This is a genomic window from Paenibacillus mobilis (assembly GCF_058267595.1).
Genome location: NZ_JBZCMS010000010.1, coordinates 34,484 through 48,119 on the forward strand (window position 1 = coordinate 34,484; position 13,636 = coordinate 48,119).

A 13,636-nucleotide genomic window follows, 5' to 3' on the forward strand; every position below is an offset into this window, starting at 1 on the left:
CCGGTCGGGGAATCTTTGTGTACTCCTTGCATAAAACGTTATATATAAATATAACATTAGCTCTGATATTCCCGCATAAATTATTCCGGATATATCCTGAATTGTCACTTAGTTCAAAATGTATCCAAAACATAGATAAGGAATGGGAATTTATCCTCCCATTCCTTATCTATGTTTTGCAATTATAAAAGAAACAGAATTATTTTACGGATTTTGCTTGGCGATAACCAGCACCTTGCCCATGTCCAATTCTTTCTCGTAAAAGTCGGCTTCATTTTCCGTGAATCCCAAAGAAGTAATTTTGGCCCGAAGCTCATCGCCGCGAGAACGGAACAAGTTCGCCACCGAACTCATCACGCCTTCTTCCTTCATGCCAATCTCCGAAGCCGCCGCAGTTTCGGCAATCCGATCCGTACGGTCTTCATCATGGGCCAGCACGAAAATCTGCTCTTCGCTATATCCGGTGCGACGCAATTCCTCTACTTCCTGAACGGCTTGGACGCCATTAGTAACTACTTTGGCATAAGATTTTGCATTAATGGAACTCATGATACTCATCCTCTCCATATTATAATCAACAGGATCGACAGGATCATAGGTCAACGAGCTTTCCTTTTTGTCATTAACCCGCTGAACAGAAATTGAAACACTGGTCAGAAAATTTTTATCAGGAAGTTATCTCATTAAATAAATCGGCGCCTGTCGGCCGGCCCTTCTCATCCCGGAAAACCTTAATAACATCAGGCTCCCGGCTGTAAACTTCCCCGTCTTCGGCCACGCTATCCGGCGCTCCGAAATAAGCTGCCAGCCCGTTCCTATTTAATGGAACAAACCGTCCATTAACGTTAATCCCTCCGTCGATGTTTTCGGCATGCACATAATAAACTGTATTCTCGTACAAAGCGGCCGTTACTCCGGGATAACGGTATTCCGTGTAACCTGTAATCTCATCTTTAACGATTTTGTCCGGCATGCCTTTTGCTTTTAACAGCTCTTCCCGGCTCCAGTCCAGGGAAATGCCGTTCAAGGTTTGAAAAGCATCCATCCGAACGTCGGCGGGCTTGCGGATTTGCAGCTCCAAAGACGAGGTTTGAGGCGGCTGAGTCCATAGCGCCGCCGTCTGCAGCTGCCCGCTGACTGCGGGGATCGCTGCCCCGAGATCAGGAGCCGCAACATCCGGTTGGCCTGCAGGAGCAATCAGTCCCAGCAGCAGTATCCATAAACTCAGCATCGTCCTCATCCTTTCTTTTTCATAAGTCCTAAGAGCGGTATTTCTGCCAAAGCCCGGCTGCCACGTCTACCCACTTGATCCAGCTGCCCTGTTTTTTATCAGGGTGCGTGGAAGCGTAAGCATCGATCGTCCGATCGGACGGGGTCTGAACCGCAGCCCTGGCGGCCGCCGTTCTGGTTTCATCCGGCTGATCCGCGGATTTCTTGAAACGTTCGATCAGCGTCGTCGAAACCTGCTTGGCTGCAAGCGACACTTCGCTAAGCACTTCGCCTACATTTTTTACCGTATCCAGCACGGGGTCGATTTGCTTCATTTTCTGCTGCACATCTTCGGTTATGCCGTTTGCGTGCCGGAGCACATGTTTCACTTCATAGCCCAGCTCGTCTATGGTCTTCTGTACCTCTTGCAAGGTTTGTGAGGTTTTGTCGAGCGACTTTTCGGCCGCCTTCAAAGTTTTGATCAAATAAATGACAAGCCCTGTAAATGCCAACGCGATTAGAGCCACGCTGAGCTGCCAAATCAGTGACATAGCGTTCCCTCGCTTTCTGTGATGTTTGGGTTAGTGTTTAGTTACCCTAACCTTTTTTTTGCGAAACAAAGCCTGCAGACAGAGATAAACAAGACTTTGGTCCCTTGATTCAACCTTTTTCCCTCCGGTTAATGGAGCATACCATCGCCTCAATCGGCAGATGATGCGGACGACCTTGACGGAAGCTGTCGGACGCTGACAAAAACATAATGCTCTACCACTTACTTATGAAAGAAGGTTGGATTTCATGTTGAAATGGTCGCTTATCTTTCTTGTCATTGCCGTTATCGCAGGCATCTTCGGATTTTTTAATATCGTAGCCGCAGCGGCTGCCGTGGCTAAAGTACTGTTCTTTATCTTTATCGTGCTGTTTATCATCATGCTCTTTACCGGACGCGGCAGAAATTCGATGTAGGTGCGGTCCGGAACGGCCCTCGTAAATAAACAGCATCCTGATCTTGAAAAAGTAAATAAAAAGGCCGTCCCCAAAAATGGGACGGCCTTTTTATGATATGTTTTTGTCCGGATCGAGAGCTTTCGGTAGAAATCTGTCGGATAACCCAACCAAACCCTCTGTCCAATAGTCCGGTTCCGTTATCTGAACAAGTCGGGAAGCTGCATCCAATTTACCGAAAATTCGATGCTCAGTTCATGTTCCCCGAAGTTTACGCCGGTGACCTGGACAAGCTCGGGCAGATACAGTCCCGGATCGACCACGATCGTTTGCAGCTTGAACAGCGATGGCGGCAGGGTTACGCCGCGGATGTCAATCCCCTGGGGCTCGAGAAGCAGCTTTCCATCAGCAAAGGACAAATCGTAGACGGCTATGCCCTCGGCACGTACGGGCCCCCGCTTCACAATGACGTCCGCCGTAAGCTCCTGTCCGTTCAGGCTGAAATCCGCTCCTTCAATTTGATAGGCCGAACCGGCAGCCGCGGTACGTTCTGCAATCCCTTTTTTCGCCAGATTGTTGATCTCCTCTTCATTCAGCGTCAAAGCGGTCTCCCTCGTTTGAACGATGTTGACCAGCTTGGCCTTCCAGTCCACTTCCTCATAATTCAGGTCCAGCTGATGGGTAGGTCTGATGTAGGCGAGGATTCCTATGACCGCAATGACCAGCAATAACAGAATAAAGAGAGGAATTCCCCAGAGCCATTTTTTCTTCATGTTTATCCCCTCCTTATCGGCAGTGAATTGTAAGCGTTAACTTTTAATACAGGATTTTTTTGCCACGTATGATTCTAGTCCTATCTTCATGGTTATTTAATTATTGCGAGAGACGCAAACTTAAATCAAATAGAGGAGGAACTCATTTATGAAAAAAATCGCGGCACTCACGGCTTCATTTGCTTTAAGCGCAGCGTTGGCGACAGCTGCTTCCGCAGCTTCGACAGACACGACATCAACTTCCACGACTGACAACGGCGTCGTCACGGGCGAAGTGGTTTCCACGACTACAGCATCAGGAACTACATACGACGGAACCATGTCCGAACCTATCATCGTGCCGGAATTGATGACTGTTTCGCCTGCCCCGCTCGAACTGAATGAAATGACTTATTTCTACGACGTCCCTCAGGGCACATCTATAGGCGGACTTGCTCCACAGATCGTTACTCCAACCGGCAACATGGTGGGTGACTGGGTGGAAATTTACACTTGGTTAGGCAAAGCATGGGTCTATGCCCCCGGCTATATTGCTTACCCATAATAACATAAGCTAAACGACATAGGCGAACAGCCAAAGTGGAACCCCATATATCATAGCAGACTCTCCCGGTTCCGGGTGGAGCAAACTAAAAACGGATAATCTCCGCATGGAGACTATCCGTTTTTCCTGTTGATTTTTGTTAATTATAACCACTGGTCCTATTGCTGCAACATCTGCGCCTGGAAACTCGTTATCAGAGTTACAATACGCTTCCGCCGAACAGGAACCGTCTTTGCCACGAAGCGGACAAGCTATCGATGCGGACGCCGCCCGATTTAACGGAATAAGTCTGCATAATTTGACCATTGCCCATATAGATGCCTACGTGCGTAATCCGTTCCGTCGCTTTGTTGATGCCTTGATAAGCCGCGTCGCTGGAACCTTTATAGTCCATAAAGAACATTAAATCTCCCGGCTTTAAGCTATTGATGTCATAAACAGCCGTGCTGTTCTGCTTGACCCAATCTCCCTGCTGGCGGGAATCAGCCGGCAAAGTAATGCCTGTCGCTTGCCGGTAAACCGTACGGACAAAATCTGAGCAGTCGAAAGTGGTGGTCGTGTTGCGGTCGGAGCCGAATTCATAAGGCGTTCCAAGATAACTTTTGCCGACTTCGAACACTTTTTGAATCAGCTGGTCCCGGGACGAAGTGCTGCCGTTATTTCCGCCGGAGCCGCTGCCTCCATTGCCGTTGTTATTTCCGCTGTTGTTGGACCCGCTGCCACTGCCAACCTGGACGTATTTAGAGGAGTTGCTGATATACCCGGACTGCCCATTAGAGGTTTTAACCTGGTACCAATAATCGCTTTCTCCGAGAATTTGTACGTTTTCGCCTTTCTTGATCAGCCGGATGACCTGGCTGGACGTAGAGGGAGCCGTGCGGAGATTCACTCCGTAAATAACGACCCCGGTTTGGGTTGAACCTGCAGGAGCACTGCCGCTGACTGAGGTAACCTGTATGTACTCAGGCGAAGAACTGGCATAACCCGTCACGCCGGAAGAAGTTGTTACCTTGTACCAATAGCTTCCGCTTTCCGTAACGCTGGTCAGCGTTTCTCCCTTTTTCAATAATGTAATTACGCTGCCGGATGTAGAGGGTGCGGTGCGTAAGTTGACGCTTTTTTTCACAACACCTGTATAGGTCTGATTTTGCACGGATGCCGCATGGGTAGTGGCTGCAGGGAATGCCGGCAATCCCATCAGCATCGCTGCGCTTAGCAGAGCCGCCGCTGTCCATTTTGTTTTCCTCATGTGTATTGATCGCCTCCAGATGTGGTTATATTCTTGCTCGTCCCCCATTATATCGGCGTCCCTTCAGCCAAGCATATAAGGCCAATTGAGCAATTCTCTTCCGCCTACTACTTTAGAACCATGAAAAAATGACAATTTTGTAATCCTATAGTCACGAAAAGTGGGCAATTATCCAATAGAGGATACAATTACCAAAGTTGGTCCAAAGAAACTTTTCCTGAATCTGCTACTTTTTATAACAAAAAAAGACTCCACGCTTTAGCGTGAAGCCTTCCTTCAAAAAAACGGTATTCATTTTATGGGGCTGGGCTTTCGGGAGACTGGCCCGATTCACCGGTTTCCGGTTCCACGTGAACGTTCGTGAACATGACCTTTTCGTTTAAAGAGGTCTGCTGCTGCACCCTTTCGCTGATTTCATGCCCTTCCGTCACGCTAAGCGCCGGATCCACCGTAATTACCACATCTACAAATGCCCTGCTTCCGTAAAACCTTCCTTTTACGTCCCTGATGCTTTTTACGCCGGAAACGGCCGAAATCTCCTCTTTCAGTTCCTGAAGCTCTTTCTCATCCATTCCGTCTGTAAGCCGGTAGGTAGCTTCGCGGAAAATATCCCAAGCCGTCTTTAAAATCAATAAACCGACCCCTACCGCCGCTGCCGGGTCCATCCAGGGCATGCCCAGCTCCGAGCCCAATATCCCGATGCACGCGCCAAAACTCACCATGGCATCCGAAAAACAATCCTTGGCCGTAGCCGTCAAAGCCTGGCTGTTAGCGCGTTTGGCCAGCCGCCGGTTGTAAAAATAAATGATTAGCAGCACCACGCCGCAAATCCCTGCAATCAAAGCCGATATGGGCTCGGGCGCCGCTTTATGACCCGAAAACAGCGAGATAATGCTGTCCTTCAATACTTGCAGGCCGACCAGCGCCATAATGAAGGAAGACATCAGCACGGCCACGGTTTCCGCCCGGAAATGGCCGTAGGTATGCTGGGAGTCCGGCGGTTTGCGGGCAATCCTCAGACCGACGATAATGGCCGCAGAAGCAAAGATGTCCGTCAAATTATTAAAACCGTCCGCCATAAGCGCATTGGAATGAAAAAAATAACCGCTGGCCAGCTTGCCGGCGGATAAGATCAGAAAAGCGGTAAGACCGATCCAAGCCCCGCGTTCCCCCTGTTTGATCTCCTCATAAGGATTCAAATAATCTTCCTCCTTCTCTAAGCCAAAACTGCGGAATCCGGCAGGGTTGATCTTTGTATTATTCCCATTGTTAGCTGATTTAAAAACGTTTAAAATAAGGACAGCCCTTAAAGCAAGGAGATGAAAGACATGAGCGAAAACGAAAACCAGCAGGATAACCTGCAGCCTAAAAAAGTTGATCTCGCTGAAGCGATCCGCCAAAAGCTGCAGCAGAAAAAACAGCAGCAGGCATCGGGCGGCAAATCCGCTTCGGCACCCGGAAGCCAAACCACCAAAGCACTGCGTTCCCAAAATAACAAAAAACCGAACAACCAGCGCCGCCGGACTGGCGGATCATAAGAGAGGACAAACAAGCAGGCCGCATTGGGGCCTGCTTGTTATTAAAAGGAGGAGACAGAACGGCTCGTCATATGACTTCAAGTCATATATCGCTGTTGTCGCCGAAATTACATTGAAGTGATAACTGGGTAGTTGAGCCTCTCAGCATTAACAGCCGATTTAAAACAAACGGGAAGCAGGCCGAGTTCTGGCTGCTTCCCGTTTGTTTGCTATTTTTTTAAGCCTCGAACATCTCGGCGGGATACAGCTCCTTGCGCAGGTTCTGGATCTCTTCGTTTTCGAGGTATTCGTCGTAGCTCATCACGCGGTCGATTACGCCATTCGGCGTAATTTCGATGATGCGGTTGGCGACGGTTTGCACGAACTGATGGTCATGGGACGTAAACAGGATCGTGCCGTCGAAGTCGATCAAACCGTTGTTCAGCGCCGTAATGGACTCGAGGTCCAAGTGGTTGGTAGGCTCGTCGAAGATCAAGACGTTGGCGCCGTTCAGCATCATTTTGGCCAGCATGCAGCGAACTTTCTCGCCCCCGGACAAAACGCTTGCTTTCTTGAGAGCTTCTTCACCCGCGAACAGCATCCGTCCAAGGAAGCCGCGCAGGAACGTTTCGTCCTGGTCGTTGGAGTATTGACGCAGCCATTCCACGAGGTTTAGGTCCACCCCGTCGAAATAAGCCGAGTTGTCTTTCGGGAAATAAGCCTGGGAAGTCGTTACGCCCCAGCTGTAAGTTCCCGCATCCGGCTCCAGCTCGCCCATGATCGTTTGGTAAAGCGTCGTTTTGGCGAACCCGTTTGGTCCGACAAACGCGATTTTGTCGCCTTTGTTGACTACGATGTTCACGTTGTTCAGCACTTGTTCGCCTTCCAGGCTCTTCGTCAAACCTTCAACGGTCAGCAGCTGCTTGCCTGCTTCACGCTCCGCTTTAAAGTGCAGGAACGGATATTTACGGTTGGAAGGACGGATGTCCTCCAGCGTAATTTTATCGAGCTGCTTCTTCCGGGAAGTCGCCTGCTTCGATTTCGAAGCGTTCGCGGAGAAACGTTGAATAAACGCCTGCAGCTCTTTGATCTTCTCTTCTTTTTTCTTGTTCGATTCCCGGGTAAGCTTCAGCGCCAGCTGGCTGGATTCATACCAGAAGTCGTAGTTGCCGACGTACAGCTGGATTTTGCCGAAGTCGATATCCGCGATGTGCGTACAAACCTTGTTCAGGAAGTGACGATCGTGAGAGACGACGATAACGGTGCCTTCGTAATCCATCAGGAAGTTCTCCAGCCAAGCGATGGATTCCATGTCCAGATGGTTCGTAGGTTCGTCAAGCAGCAGGTTGTTCGGGGTACCGAACAAAGCCTGAGCGAGCAGGACGCGGACTTTTTCGTTGCCGCTCAGTTCGCGCATTTGCTTGTCGTGCAGATCGCGGGGAATCCCGAGGCCGATCAGCAGGGAAGCCGCGTCGGATTCGGCATTCCAGCCGTCCATTTCCGCAAATTCGCCTTCAAGCTCGCCGGCACGCATGCCGTCTTCTTCGGAGAAGTCCGGTTTGGCGTACAGGGCATCCTTCTCTTTCATTACGCTATACAGACGCTCGTGGCCCATAATAACCGTTTCCAGCACCGGAAAATCATCATATTCGTAATGGTTCTGCTTCAGCACGGCCATACGTTCGCCAGGCGTCATAAACACCTCGCCGCTGTTGGCTTCAATTTCACCGGACAAAATTTTCAGGAAAGTCGATTTGCCCGCCCCGTTGGCGCCGATCAAACCGTAACAGTTGCCGGCTGTGAATTTTATATTTACATCTTCAAAAAGTGCCCGTTTTCCATAGCGGAGCGTTACACCACTAGTACTTATCATTTGGTTGATTACCGTCCTTTATTTTTAATCACACTGCTGACTCAATATTATAGCATAACAGCGGCTTCAATCGAACCCATTTCCGAATATATGCAAAAATGTTTTCGGCCGCGCTAGAGCAGCAGAGTTTCGCCGTGAATCATAACCCGGATATCCTCCTCCGGAATCCCCCGCTTCATCCGGTCTTGCTCCAGTCGGTCCAACGCTTCCCGCGCCGTATCGTCGGCCAGCCGGAAAGTTCCGTAATGCATGGGCACCATGACCTTCGCTTTCACGTCCAGAAAAGCCTGAATGCCTTCTTCCGGCGTCGTGTGCTGCGGCGTCATAAACCATTCGGGCTCGTAAGCACCGATCGGGATCAAGGCCAGATCAATCTCAAAACGGTCTCCGATTTCCGTAAACCCTTTAAAATAACCGCTATCCCCGGCAAAATAAATAACCGGAGGATCCGCCAAACCTTTGGCCTGCAGCGCCGACAGCGGCGGCATCACGGCCTGATCCCGGCCGGAATCGTTTCCCAGCCCTGACTGCCCGGCAGCGCGGAGATTTACCCGCGGGCCCTCCAGGCTCTTTTCCGTGGAAGGTTTCTCCCGTTTGCGTTTATCCCCGGGTTCAAGCACATACCCGCCCCAGTGGGACGAGTTGGTGTCAAACGGAGTACGGCGCGTCCAATGCTGGGTCGGCACAAAAGAAAGCTCGATGCCTTTGATGGGCAGACGCTCCCACCAGTTCATCTCATGGCACCGTTTAAAGCCCTTGCGTTCCAGCTTCCGCTTCAGGCCGGCAGGCACGATAATATCCGTTTCGGGGCCGTACAAACGCCTGATGGAGGAAACGTGCATATGATCATAATGGGAATGCGAAATGAGGATCAGGTCGATGTCCGGTACTTCCTGTATCGCTACGCCAGGGGAGCCGATCCGGCGCTGAAACCCCATTCTCAGTGCCCATACCGGATCCGTCACGATATTTAAACCTTCATATTGAATTAGAAAAGTTGAATGCCCAATCCACGTCAAAGTTGTTTCCTTGCGATTGCGGCGCAAAAATTCAAGGTCCGCCTGCATGTTGGGAACGACGAAGGAGTAGTCCTTTTTCTTCTTCCGGCGCTCTTCCCGCCACTGACGGAACTGCTTGAGCGTTTTGTCTGTACTTACATTGTCCAGGTTGTTAAACCGGTTTTTAGCCATGAAAAGGGATCCTCCCTTCCAATATTTGAACACCGTAAAATGCGTAAGCATTCTTCATTATTTTAACCAATAACAACGGCATTTCCAAACTGCGTCCGCCCATTTTTCCCGGCTTGTGCCCGGCATCCGCCTCCTTGCCTCCCGAACCGCACGCCTGCAGCATACGGTTATCGGTTTATAATTTAACGCCAAGCTTGGGACTTGCCGATTCTTGTTGTAAAATAGAACTGATATAAAGGAAGGATGTGAACATCTTATGAAAATTACGTTTATCGAGCCGACACCAAGCCCCAATTCGATGAAACTTCATCTGGACGAAACGCTGGCCCCTGGTGTCCGCAAAACATATACAACCGATAACGAGCGCTCCGCCCCGCCTTTTATTGTAAATCTGCTTCATATTCCCGGTGTAAAAAGCGTGTTCCATACCGCGGATTTCATTGCGCTGGACCGGATCGGCAGTGCGGACTGGCAGGCGATTCTTTCCGCCGTGCAGGAGCAGTTCGGGCAGGAAGGCGTCAATTCCGCCTGGTCGCCCGAGGATCCTGAAGCGGCTGCCGGCCATTACGGCGAAGCGGAGGTGTTCGTGCAGTTCTTCCGGGGCATTCCGATGCAAATCCGGGTAAAAGCCCGCGGCGAGGAAGAACGGATCGGCCTGGCGGAACGGTTTGTTCAAGCCGTTACCGAGGTAGCCAGCGCTACGCTCATTAAAGAGCGCAAGCTGGTGGATTACGGCGTCCGGTATGGTGAACTGCCGGAAATTGCCCGTGAGGTGGAGCAGGAGCTGGAGGCCGCTTTCACCCCCGAACGCGTAGCGGACATCGTGAAGCAGGCCATTGCCCACGGGCAAAACCAAAGCGAATTCGTGGAAGAACGCCGCACCTTCACGCTTGAAGAAGCAACTGCGCAAATGGAAAACCCGGACTGGCGCGTACGTTACGCCGCGCTGGACGGCCTGCAGCCGGACGAAACGGCGATGCCGCTGCTGGCCAAAGCTTTGGCAGATCCGCAGATGCAAATCCGGCGCCTGGCAGTCGTTTATCTCGGCGACCTCCGGACGCCGGAAGCGATGGAGCTGCTGTACAAAGCGCTCCGCGACCACTCGGCAGCCGTGCGCAGAACCGCCGGCGATACCCTTTCGGATATCGGCGACCCTGCCGCAACTGAGCCGATGATCGAAGCGCTGCGCGACAAAAGCAAGCTGGTCCGCTGGCGTGCCGCCCGGTTCCTGTACGAAGTCGGCACGGACAGCGCCCGCGAGGCGCTGCTGGAGGCCGCGCAGGATCCAGAGTTTGAAGTCAGCCTCCAGGCCCGCATGGCGCTTGAGCGGATCGAAGCCGGCGAAGAAGCCGCCGGTACGGTTTGGCAGCAAATGGCGAAGCGGAACCAAAGCTGAACCTGGCCTGCCCGGATTACTTGTTAAAAATATACGAAACGAGCCGCAGGGGTGCTCCCTGCGGCTCGTTTTTTTTCTAAATGTAACAAAGACCCCGCCTACCCGGCAGGGCCCTTCTTTTAATATTTTAAGCTACCTGGGATTTACCTGCCTGCTTTTATGGATTTTGCCCGCTTTCGCTTCTCGGAGCCGATCCGCTCTCCCATTCGATCCGCACCTTCAGGTCATTCGTTCCTTCCAACGGTTTCGCCGAATAAGTAATATTGCGAATATTTAATCCGTACAGCGAACCCAAGTCGTTCAAAAGCTCCGATTCCCGGCCCGAATAACGCACGGTGGTCAAGGTGTCTCCCGCCTCTACCGCATGCCGGGCTTTATCCATTAATCCCGCACTGTCCGAAACCGCCTGGCCTGCATCGTACAGCGTATAATCCAGCTCTTGTTCCAGGGCCTGATATACAGAACGGTTGGATGCGTCCGCGGCCTTCAGCTCCTCCAAAGCAGAGCGGTAGGTTTCCCCCGCCGCCGGGTAAGACTTTGTCCAGCTGTGATCCTTTTTCATCTCGTCATCCGAGAGCAGATAATAGTCGTAGCTTACGGTTCCCGCTTCTGCCTCTACTGGATCGTCCCAGGTGGTATCGAGATGGTACCAATGCCCGCCAAGAGAAACCAGGTTCCAGGCATGAGGTTCGCCGCCGGCCGTTCCTTCCACGATCAAATTTTGAATGCCCGCTTCGGAAAGCAGCTTGTAAGCCAGGAGCGTATAGCCCTGGCAGACGGCTTCCCCCGTCACAAGCCCCGAATAAGCCGTATAATTCTGGAGCTGCTGATCATATTTCAAATCCCGGACGATCCAGTCATGGATGGCCTTTACCTTCTCATGGCTGTTCATGTCCGGCTTGAGGATCCGGCCGGTAATTTCCTTTACGCGGCGGTCCACGTAAGCCGTCTCTTCAGGCGTCTCCCGGTATGTAAACGTCACGGTCACATTAACCGCGGTGCTGCTGCCTCGCCAGGCATAATGATAACGGTCGATAATGTACCGCATGTAAGGCGACTCGTCCATCGCCGTCAGCAAGGCATGATCCAGCAAGGCTTCGAAGTCTTTAACGCTGCCTTCGTATTTAAACTTAACCGTACTCTGATGATCCCGGACAGCTTCCTCGAGCCGCTGCTCGACCTCAAACTTGGAAACCAGCGCCGTTTCCGCGGACTGATAAACAGTCGGACTGCCGACTGCTCCCGCCGGAGACGCCACTACTGCAAAAGAACCGATAACAACCGCTTTCCAAACCATGTTTCGGAGCTTTCTCATGTTTTCCTCCTCTTGGGCAGTCTAAGCTTTTGGAATGATCTTGGACGCCTCTCCGGAATCTCCTGACAAACCTTGCCTGTACCTCGATTGTAGCACAAGCTTTCCAACGCGTGAGGTTCTAGTTTTGTCGAGCCAGCCCCTAATTTTGTCTACATTTTGGCCGCAAAATTCTTCATCTTCCGCGGGGCCGGCTTCAAACTCCCGGCAACATAGAAAAACAGATTTTCCGGAGGTCTATCCGGAAAATCTGTTTTAGGTTAAAGCCGTGTACAGCTCATGCCGGCATGAAACAAACGCGGCTTCTTATTAAGCCAGTTCAGCCAGAGCTTTTTCAATCTTGAGTTTGTTGTTGCCCAAAATTTTCTGCTCTCCGATCACGGTTACCGGTACGGCGCGCATACCCATATCCCACACTTGTTGAGCAAATTCATCGTTGGTTTCGATGTTGCGCTCTTCGTAGGAAATTCCCTTTTCGGAAAGCAGGCTTTTGACCTGACGGCAGTTCGGGCAGTTAGTGCTGGTATATACGATTACGTTTTCCATCGGTTAATCTCTCCTTTGAATAAAGTTTTTTGATTGTAACACCTTCTAAACGCTGTAAATCTTACCCATATCTATCTTAACCGAAATTGCTTTCTTAACTCAAAAACCTTAACCCAAAACCGCGGATTGTTCATGCTCCGTAGCTTCGATAAATTTCTCGGCGTCAAGGGCGGCCATACATCCGCTGCCTGCAGCCGTAATCGCCTGGCGGTAACGGGTATCCTGAACGTCGCCGCAAGCGAAAATACCCGGAACGTTGGTTTCCGAAGTGCCCGGTTTAACCACGATGTATCCGTTCGCATCGGTTGTGATTTGTCCGCCCAGGAAAGCCGTGTTCGGATGGTGGCCGATGGCCACGAAAACGCCGTTGGTTTCAATCAGTTCCTCTTGACCTGTAGCGTTGTTAAGGACTTTCAGGCCGGTTACGCCTGCATCGTCGGTAACCACTTCAAGCGGCGTACGGTTCAATGCCCACTCTACTTTCTCGTTGGAGCGGACGCGGTCCTGCATGATTTTCGAAGCGCGAAGCTCTTCTCTGCGGTGAACCAGGGTAACTTTCGAAGCAAAGCGGGTCAGGAACCCAGCTTCTTCAAGCGCGGAGTCGCCGCCGCCGATCACTACGATTTCTTTGCCGCGAAAGAAAAATCCGTCGCAAGTCGCGCAGGTGCTGACCCCGCGGCCCACGTTGTCCTGCTCGCCCGGGATGCCCAGGTATTTGGCCGTTGCGCCTGTGGAGATGATCAGCGTTTCGGCTACCAGTTCGCCCATGCCGTCAACCTGAAGTTTGAACGGTCTGCTGCTGGTATCAACGCTGTTCACCCAGCCGGTGCGGAATTCCGCGCCAAAACGTTCAGCCTGCTTGCGCATGTTGTCCATCAAATCCGGACCCATGATGCCTTCAGGGAAACCCGGGAAGTTTTCCACTTCCGTCGTTGTTGTCAGCTGGCCGCCTGGCTGCGGTCCTTCGATAACCAGCGGGCTCAGGTTGGCACGCGCCAAATAGATAGCTGCCGTAAGGCCGGCAGGACCTGTTCCGATAATAATGGATTTATACATCATAAATACCCCCATGTGCTGAAAAT

General features: G+C 51.4%; 15 protein-coding genes. 4 read left to right on the forward strand and 11 right to left on the reverse strand.

Features of this window, described 5'->3' with window-relative positions:
- Window positions 1-204: 204 nt before the first annotated feature.
- From AC3ZPD_RS17595 to AC3ZPD_RS17605, 3 genes are all read right to left on the reverse strand, one after another.
- Window positions 205-549, reverse strand: coding sequence for a YflT domain-containing protein (locus AC3ZPD_RS17595; RefSeq protein ID WP_490985587.1), 345 nt, complete (start codon window positions 547-549; stop codon window positions 205-207).
- Window positions 550-667: 118 nt separating this feature from the next.
- Complete coding sequence (locus tag AC3ZPD_RS17600; protein WP_490985588.1) at window positions 668-1,231, reverse strand: hypothetical protein; 564 nt, start codon at window positions 1,229-1,231, stop codon at window positions 668-670.
- Between the two features lie 28 nt (window positions 1,232-1,259).
- On the reverse strand, window positions 1,260-1,760 hold the full coding sequence (locus tag AC3ZPD_RS17605; protein ID WP_490985589.1) for a DUF948 domain-containing protein: 501 nt from the start codon (window positions 1,758-1,760) through the stop codon (window positions 1,260-1,262).
- A 247-nt stretch (window positions 1,761-2,007) separates the two neighbouring features.
- Between AC3ZPD_RS17605 and AC3ZPD_RS17610 the strand changes: the two genes are divergently transcribed.
- Window positions 2,008-2,175, forward strand: a complete 168-nt coding sequence (locus tag AC3ZPD_RS17610; protein ID WP_490985590.1) for a DUF1328 family protein — start codon at window positions 2,008-2,010, stop codon at window positions 2,173-2,175.
- 179 nt (window positions 2,176-2,354) lie between these two features.
- On the opposite strand, the gene AC3ZPD_RS17615 is transcribed toward AC3ZPD_RS17610, so the two are convergent.
- Window positions 2,355-2,927, reverse strand: a complete 573-nt coding sequence (locus AC3ZPD_RS17615) for a hypothetical protein (protein ID WP_490985591.1) — start codon at window positions 2,925-2,927, stop codon at window positions 2,355-2,357.
- Between the two features lie 148 nt (window positions 2,928-3,075).
- On the opposite strand from AC3ZPD_RS17615, the gene AC3ZPD_RS17620 reads away from it, so the two are divergent.
- Window positions 3,076-3,471, forward strand: coding sequence for a hypothetical protein (locus AC3ZPD_RS17620; protein ID WP_490985592.1), 396 nt, complete (start codon window positions 3,076-3,078; stop codon window positions 3,469-3,471).
- Window positions 3,472-3,670: 199 nt separating this feature from the next.
- Here the strand turns inward: AC3ZPD_RS17620 and AC3ZPD_RS17625 are convergent, their stop codons facing one another.
- Together AC3ZPD_RS17625 and AC3ZPD_RS17630 are read right to left on the reverse strand one after the other, a co-directional pair.
- Window positions 3,671-4,720 (reverse strand): C40 family peptidase, encoded by a 1,050-nt coding sequence (locus tag AC3ZPD_RS17625; protein ID WP_490985593.1) that lies wholly within the window; start codon window positions 4,718-4,720, stop codon window positions 3,671-3,673.
- Window positions 4,721-5,016: 296 nt separating this feature from the next.
- On the reverse strand, window positions 5,017-5,919 hold the full coding sequence (locus tag AC3ZPD_RS17630) for a cation diffusion facilitator family transporter (RefSeq protein ID WP_490985594.1): 903 nt from the start codon (window positions 5,917-5,919) through the stop codon (window positions 5,017-5,019).
- A gap of 129 nt (window positions 5,920-6,048) precedes the next feature.
- On the opposite strand from AC3ZPD_RS17630, the gene AC3ZPD_RS17635 reads away from it, so the two are divergent.
- Window positions 6,049-6,258 (forward strand): hypothetical protein, encoded by a 210-nt coding sequence (locus AC3ZPD_RS17635; protein WP_490985595.1) that lies wholly within the window; start codon window positions 6,049-6,051, stop codon window positions 6,256-6,258.
- Window positions 6,259-6,475: 217 nt separating this feature from the next.
- Here AC3ZPD_RS17635 and AC3ZPD_RS17640 read toward each other — a convergent pair whose 3' ends face one another.
- Both AC3ZPD_RS17640 and AC3ZPD_RS17645 read right to left on the reverse strand, forming a co-directional pair.
- Window positions 6,476-8,110, reverse strand: a complete 1,635-nt coding sequence (locus tag AC3ZPD_RS17640) for an ABC-F family ATP-binding cassette domain-containing protein (RefSeq protein WP_490985596.1) — start codon at window positions 8,108-8,110, stop codon at window positions 6,476-6,478.
- A gap of 113 nt (window positions 8,111-8,223) precedes the next feature.
- Complete coding sequence (locus tag AC3ZPD_RS17645) at window positions 8,224-9,300, reverse strand: MBL fold metallo-hydrolase (protein WP_490985597.1); 1,077 nt, start codon at window positions 9,298-9,300, stop codon at window positions 8,224-8,226.
- 256 nt (window positions 9,301-9,556) lie between these two features.
- Here AC3ZPD_RS17645 and AC3ZPD_RS17650 point away from each other — a divergent pair, with 256 nt between their 5' ends.
- Window positions 9,557-10,696: a virulence factor gene (locus AC3ZPD_RS17650; RefSeq protein ID WP_490985598.1), complete on the forward strand. Its 1,140-nt coding sequence runs from the start codon at window positions 9,557-9,559 to the stop codon at window positions 10,694-10,696.
- 157 nt (window positions 10,697-10,853) lie between these two features.
- Here AC3ZPD_RS17650 and AC3ZPD_RS17655 read toward each other — a convergent pair whose 3' ends face one another.
- The 3 genes from AC3ZPD_RS17655 to trxB all read right to left on the reverse strand — a co-directional run bounded on the left by AC3ZPD_RS17655 (window position 10,854) and on the right by trxB (window position 13,610).
- Entirely contained in the window at window positions 10,854-12,011 is a 1,158-nt protein-coding gene (locus tag AC3ZPD_RS17655; RefSeq protein ID WP_490985599.1) for a transglutaminase domain-containing protein, read from the reverse strand.
- Window positions 12,012-12,317: 306 nt separating this feature from the next.
- Window positions 12,318-12,554 (reverse strand): glutaredoxin family protein, encoded by a 237-nt coding sequence (locus AC3ZPD_RS17660; protein WP_490985600.1) that lies wholly within the window; start codon window positions 12,552-12,554, stop codon window positions 12,318-12,320.
- 108 nt (window positions 12,555-12,662) lie between these two features.
- Entirely contained in the window at window positions 12,663-13,610 is a 948-nt protein-coding gene (trxB, locus tag AC3ZPD_RS17665) for a thioredoxin-disulfide reductase (RefSeq protein WP_490985691.1), read from the reverse strand.
- Between the last annotated feature and the right edge of the window lie 26 nt (window positions 13,611-13,636).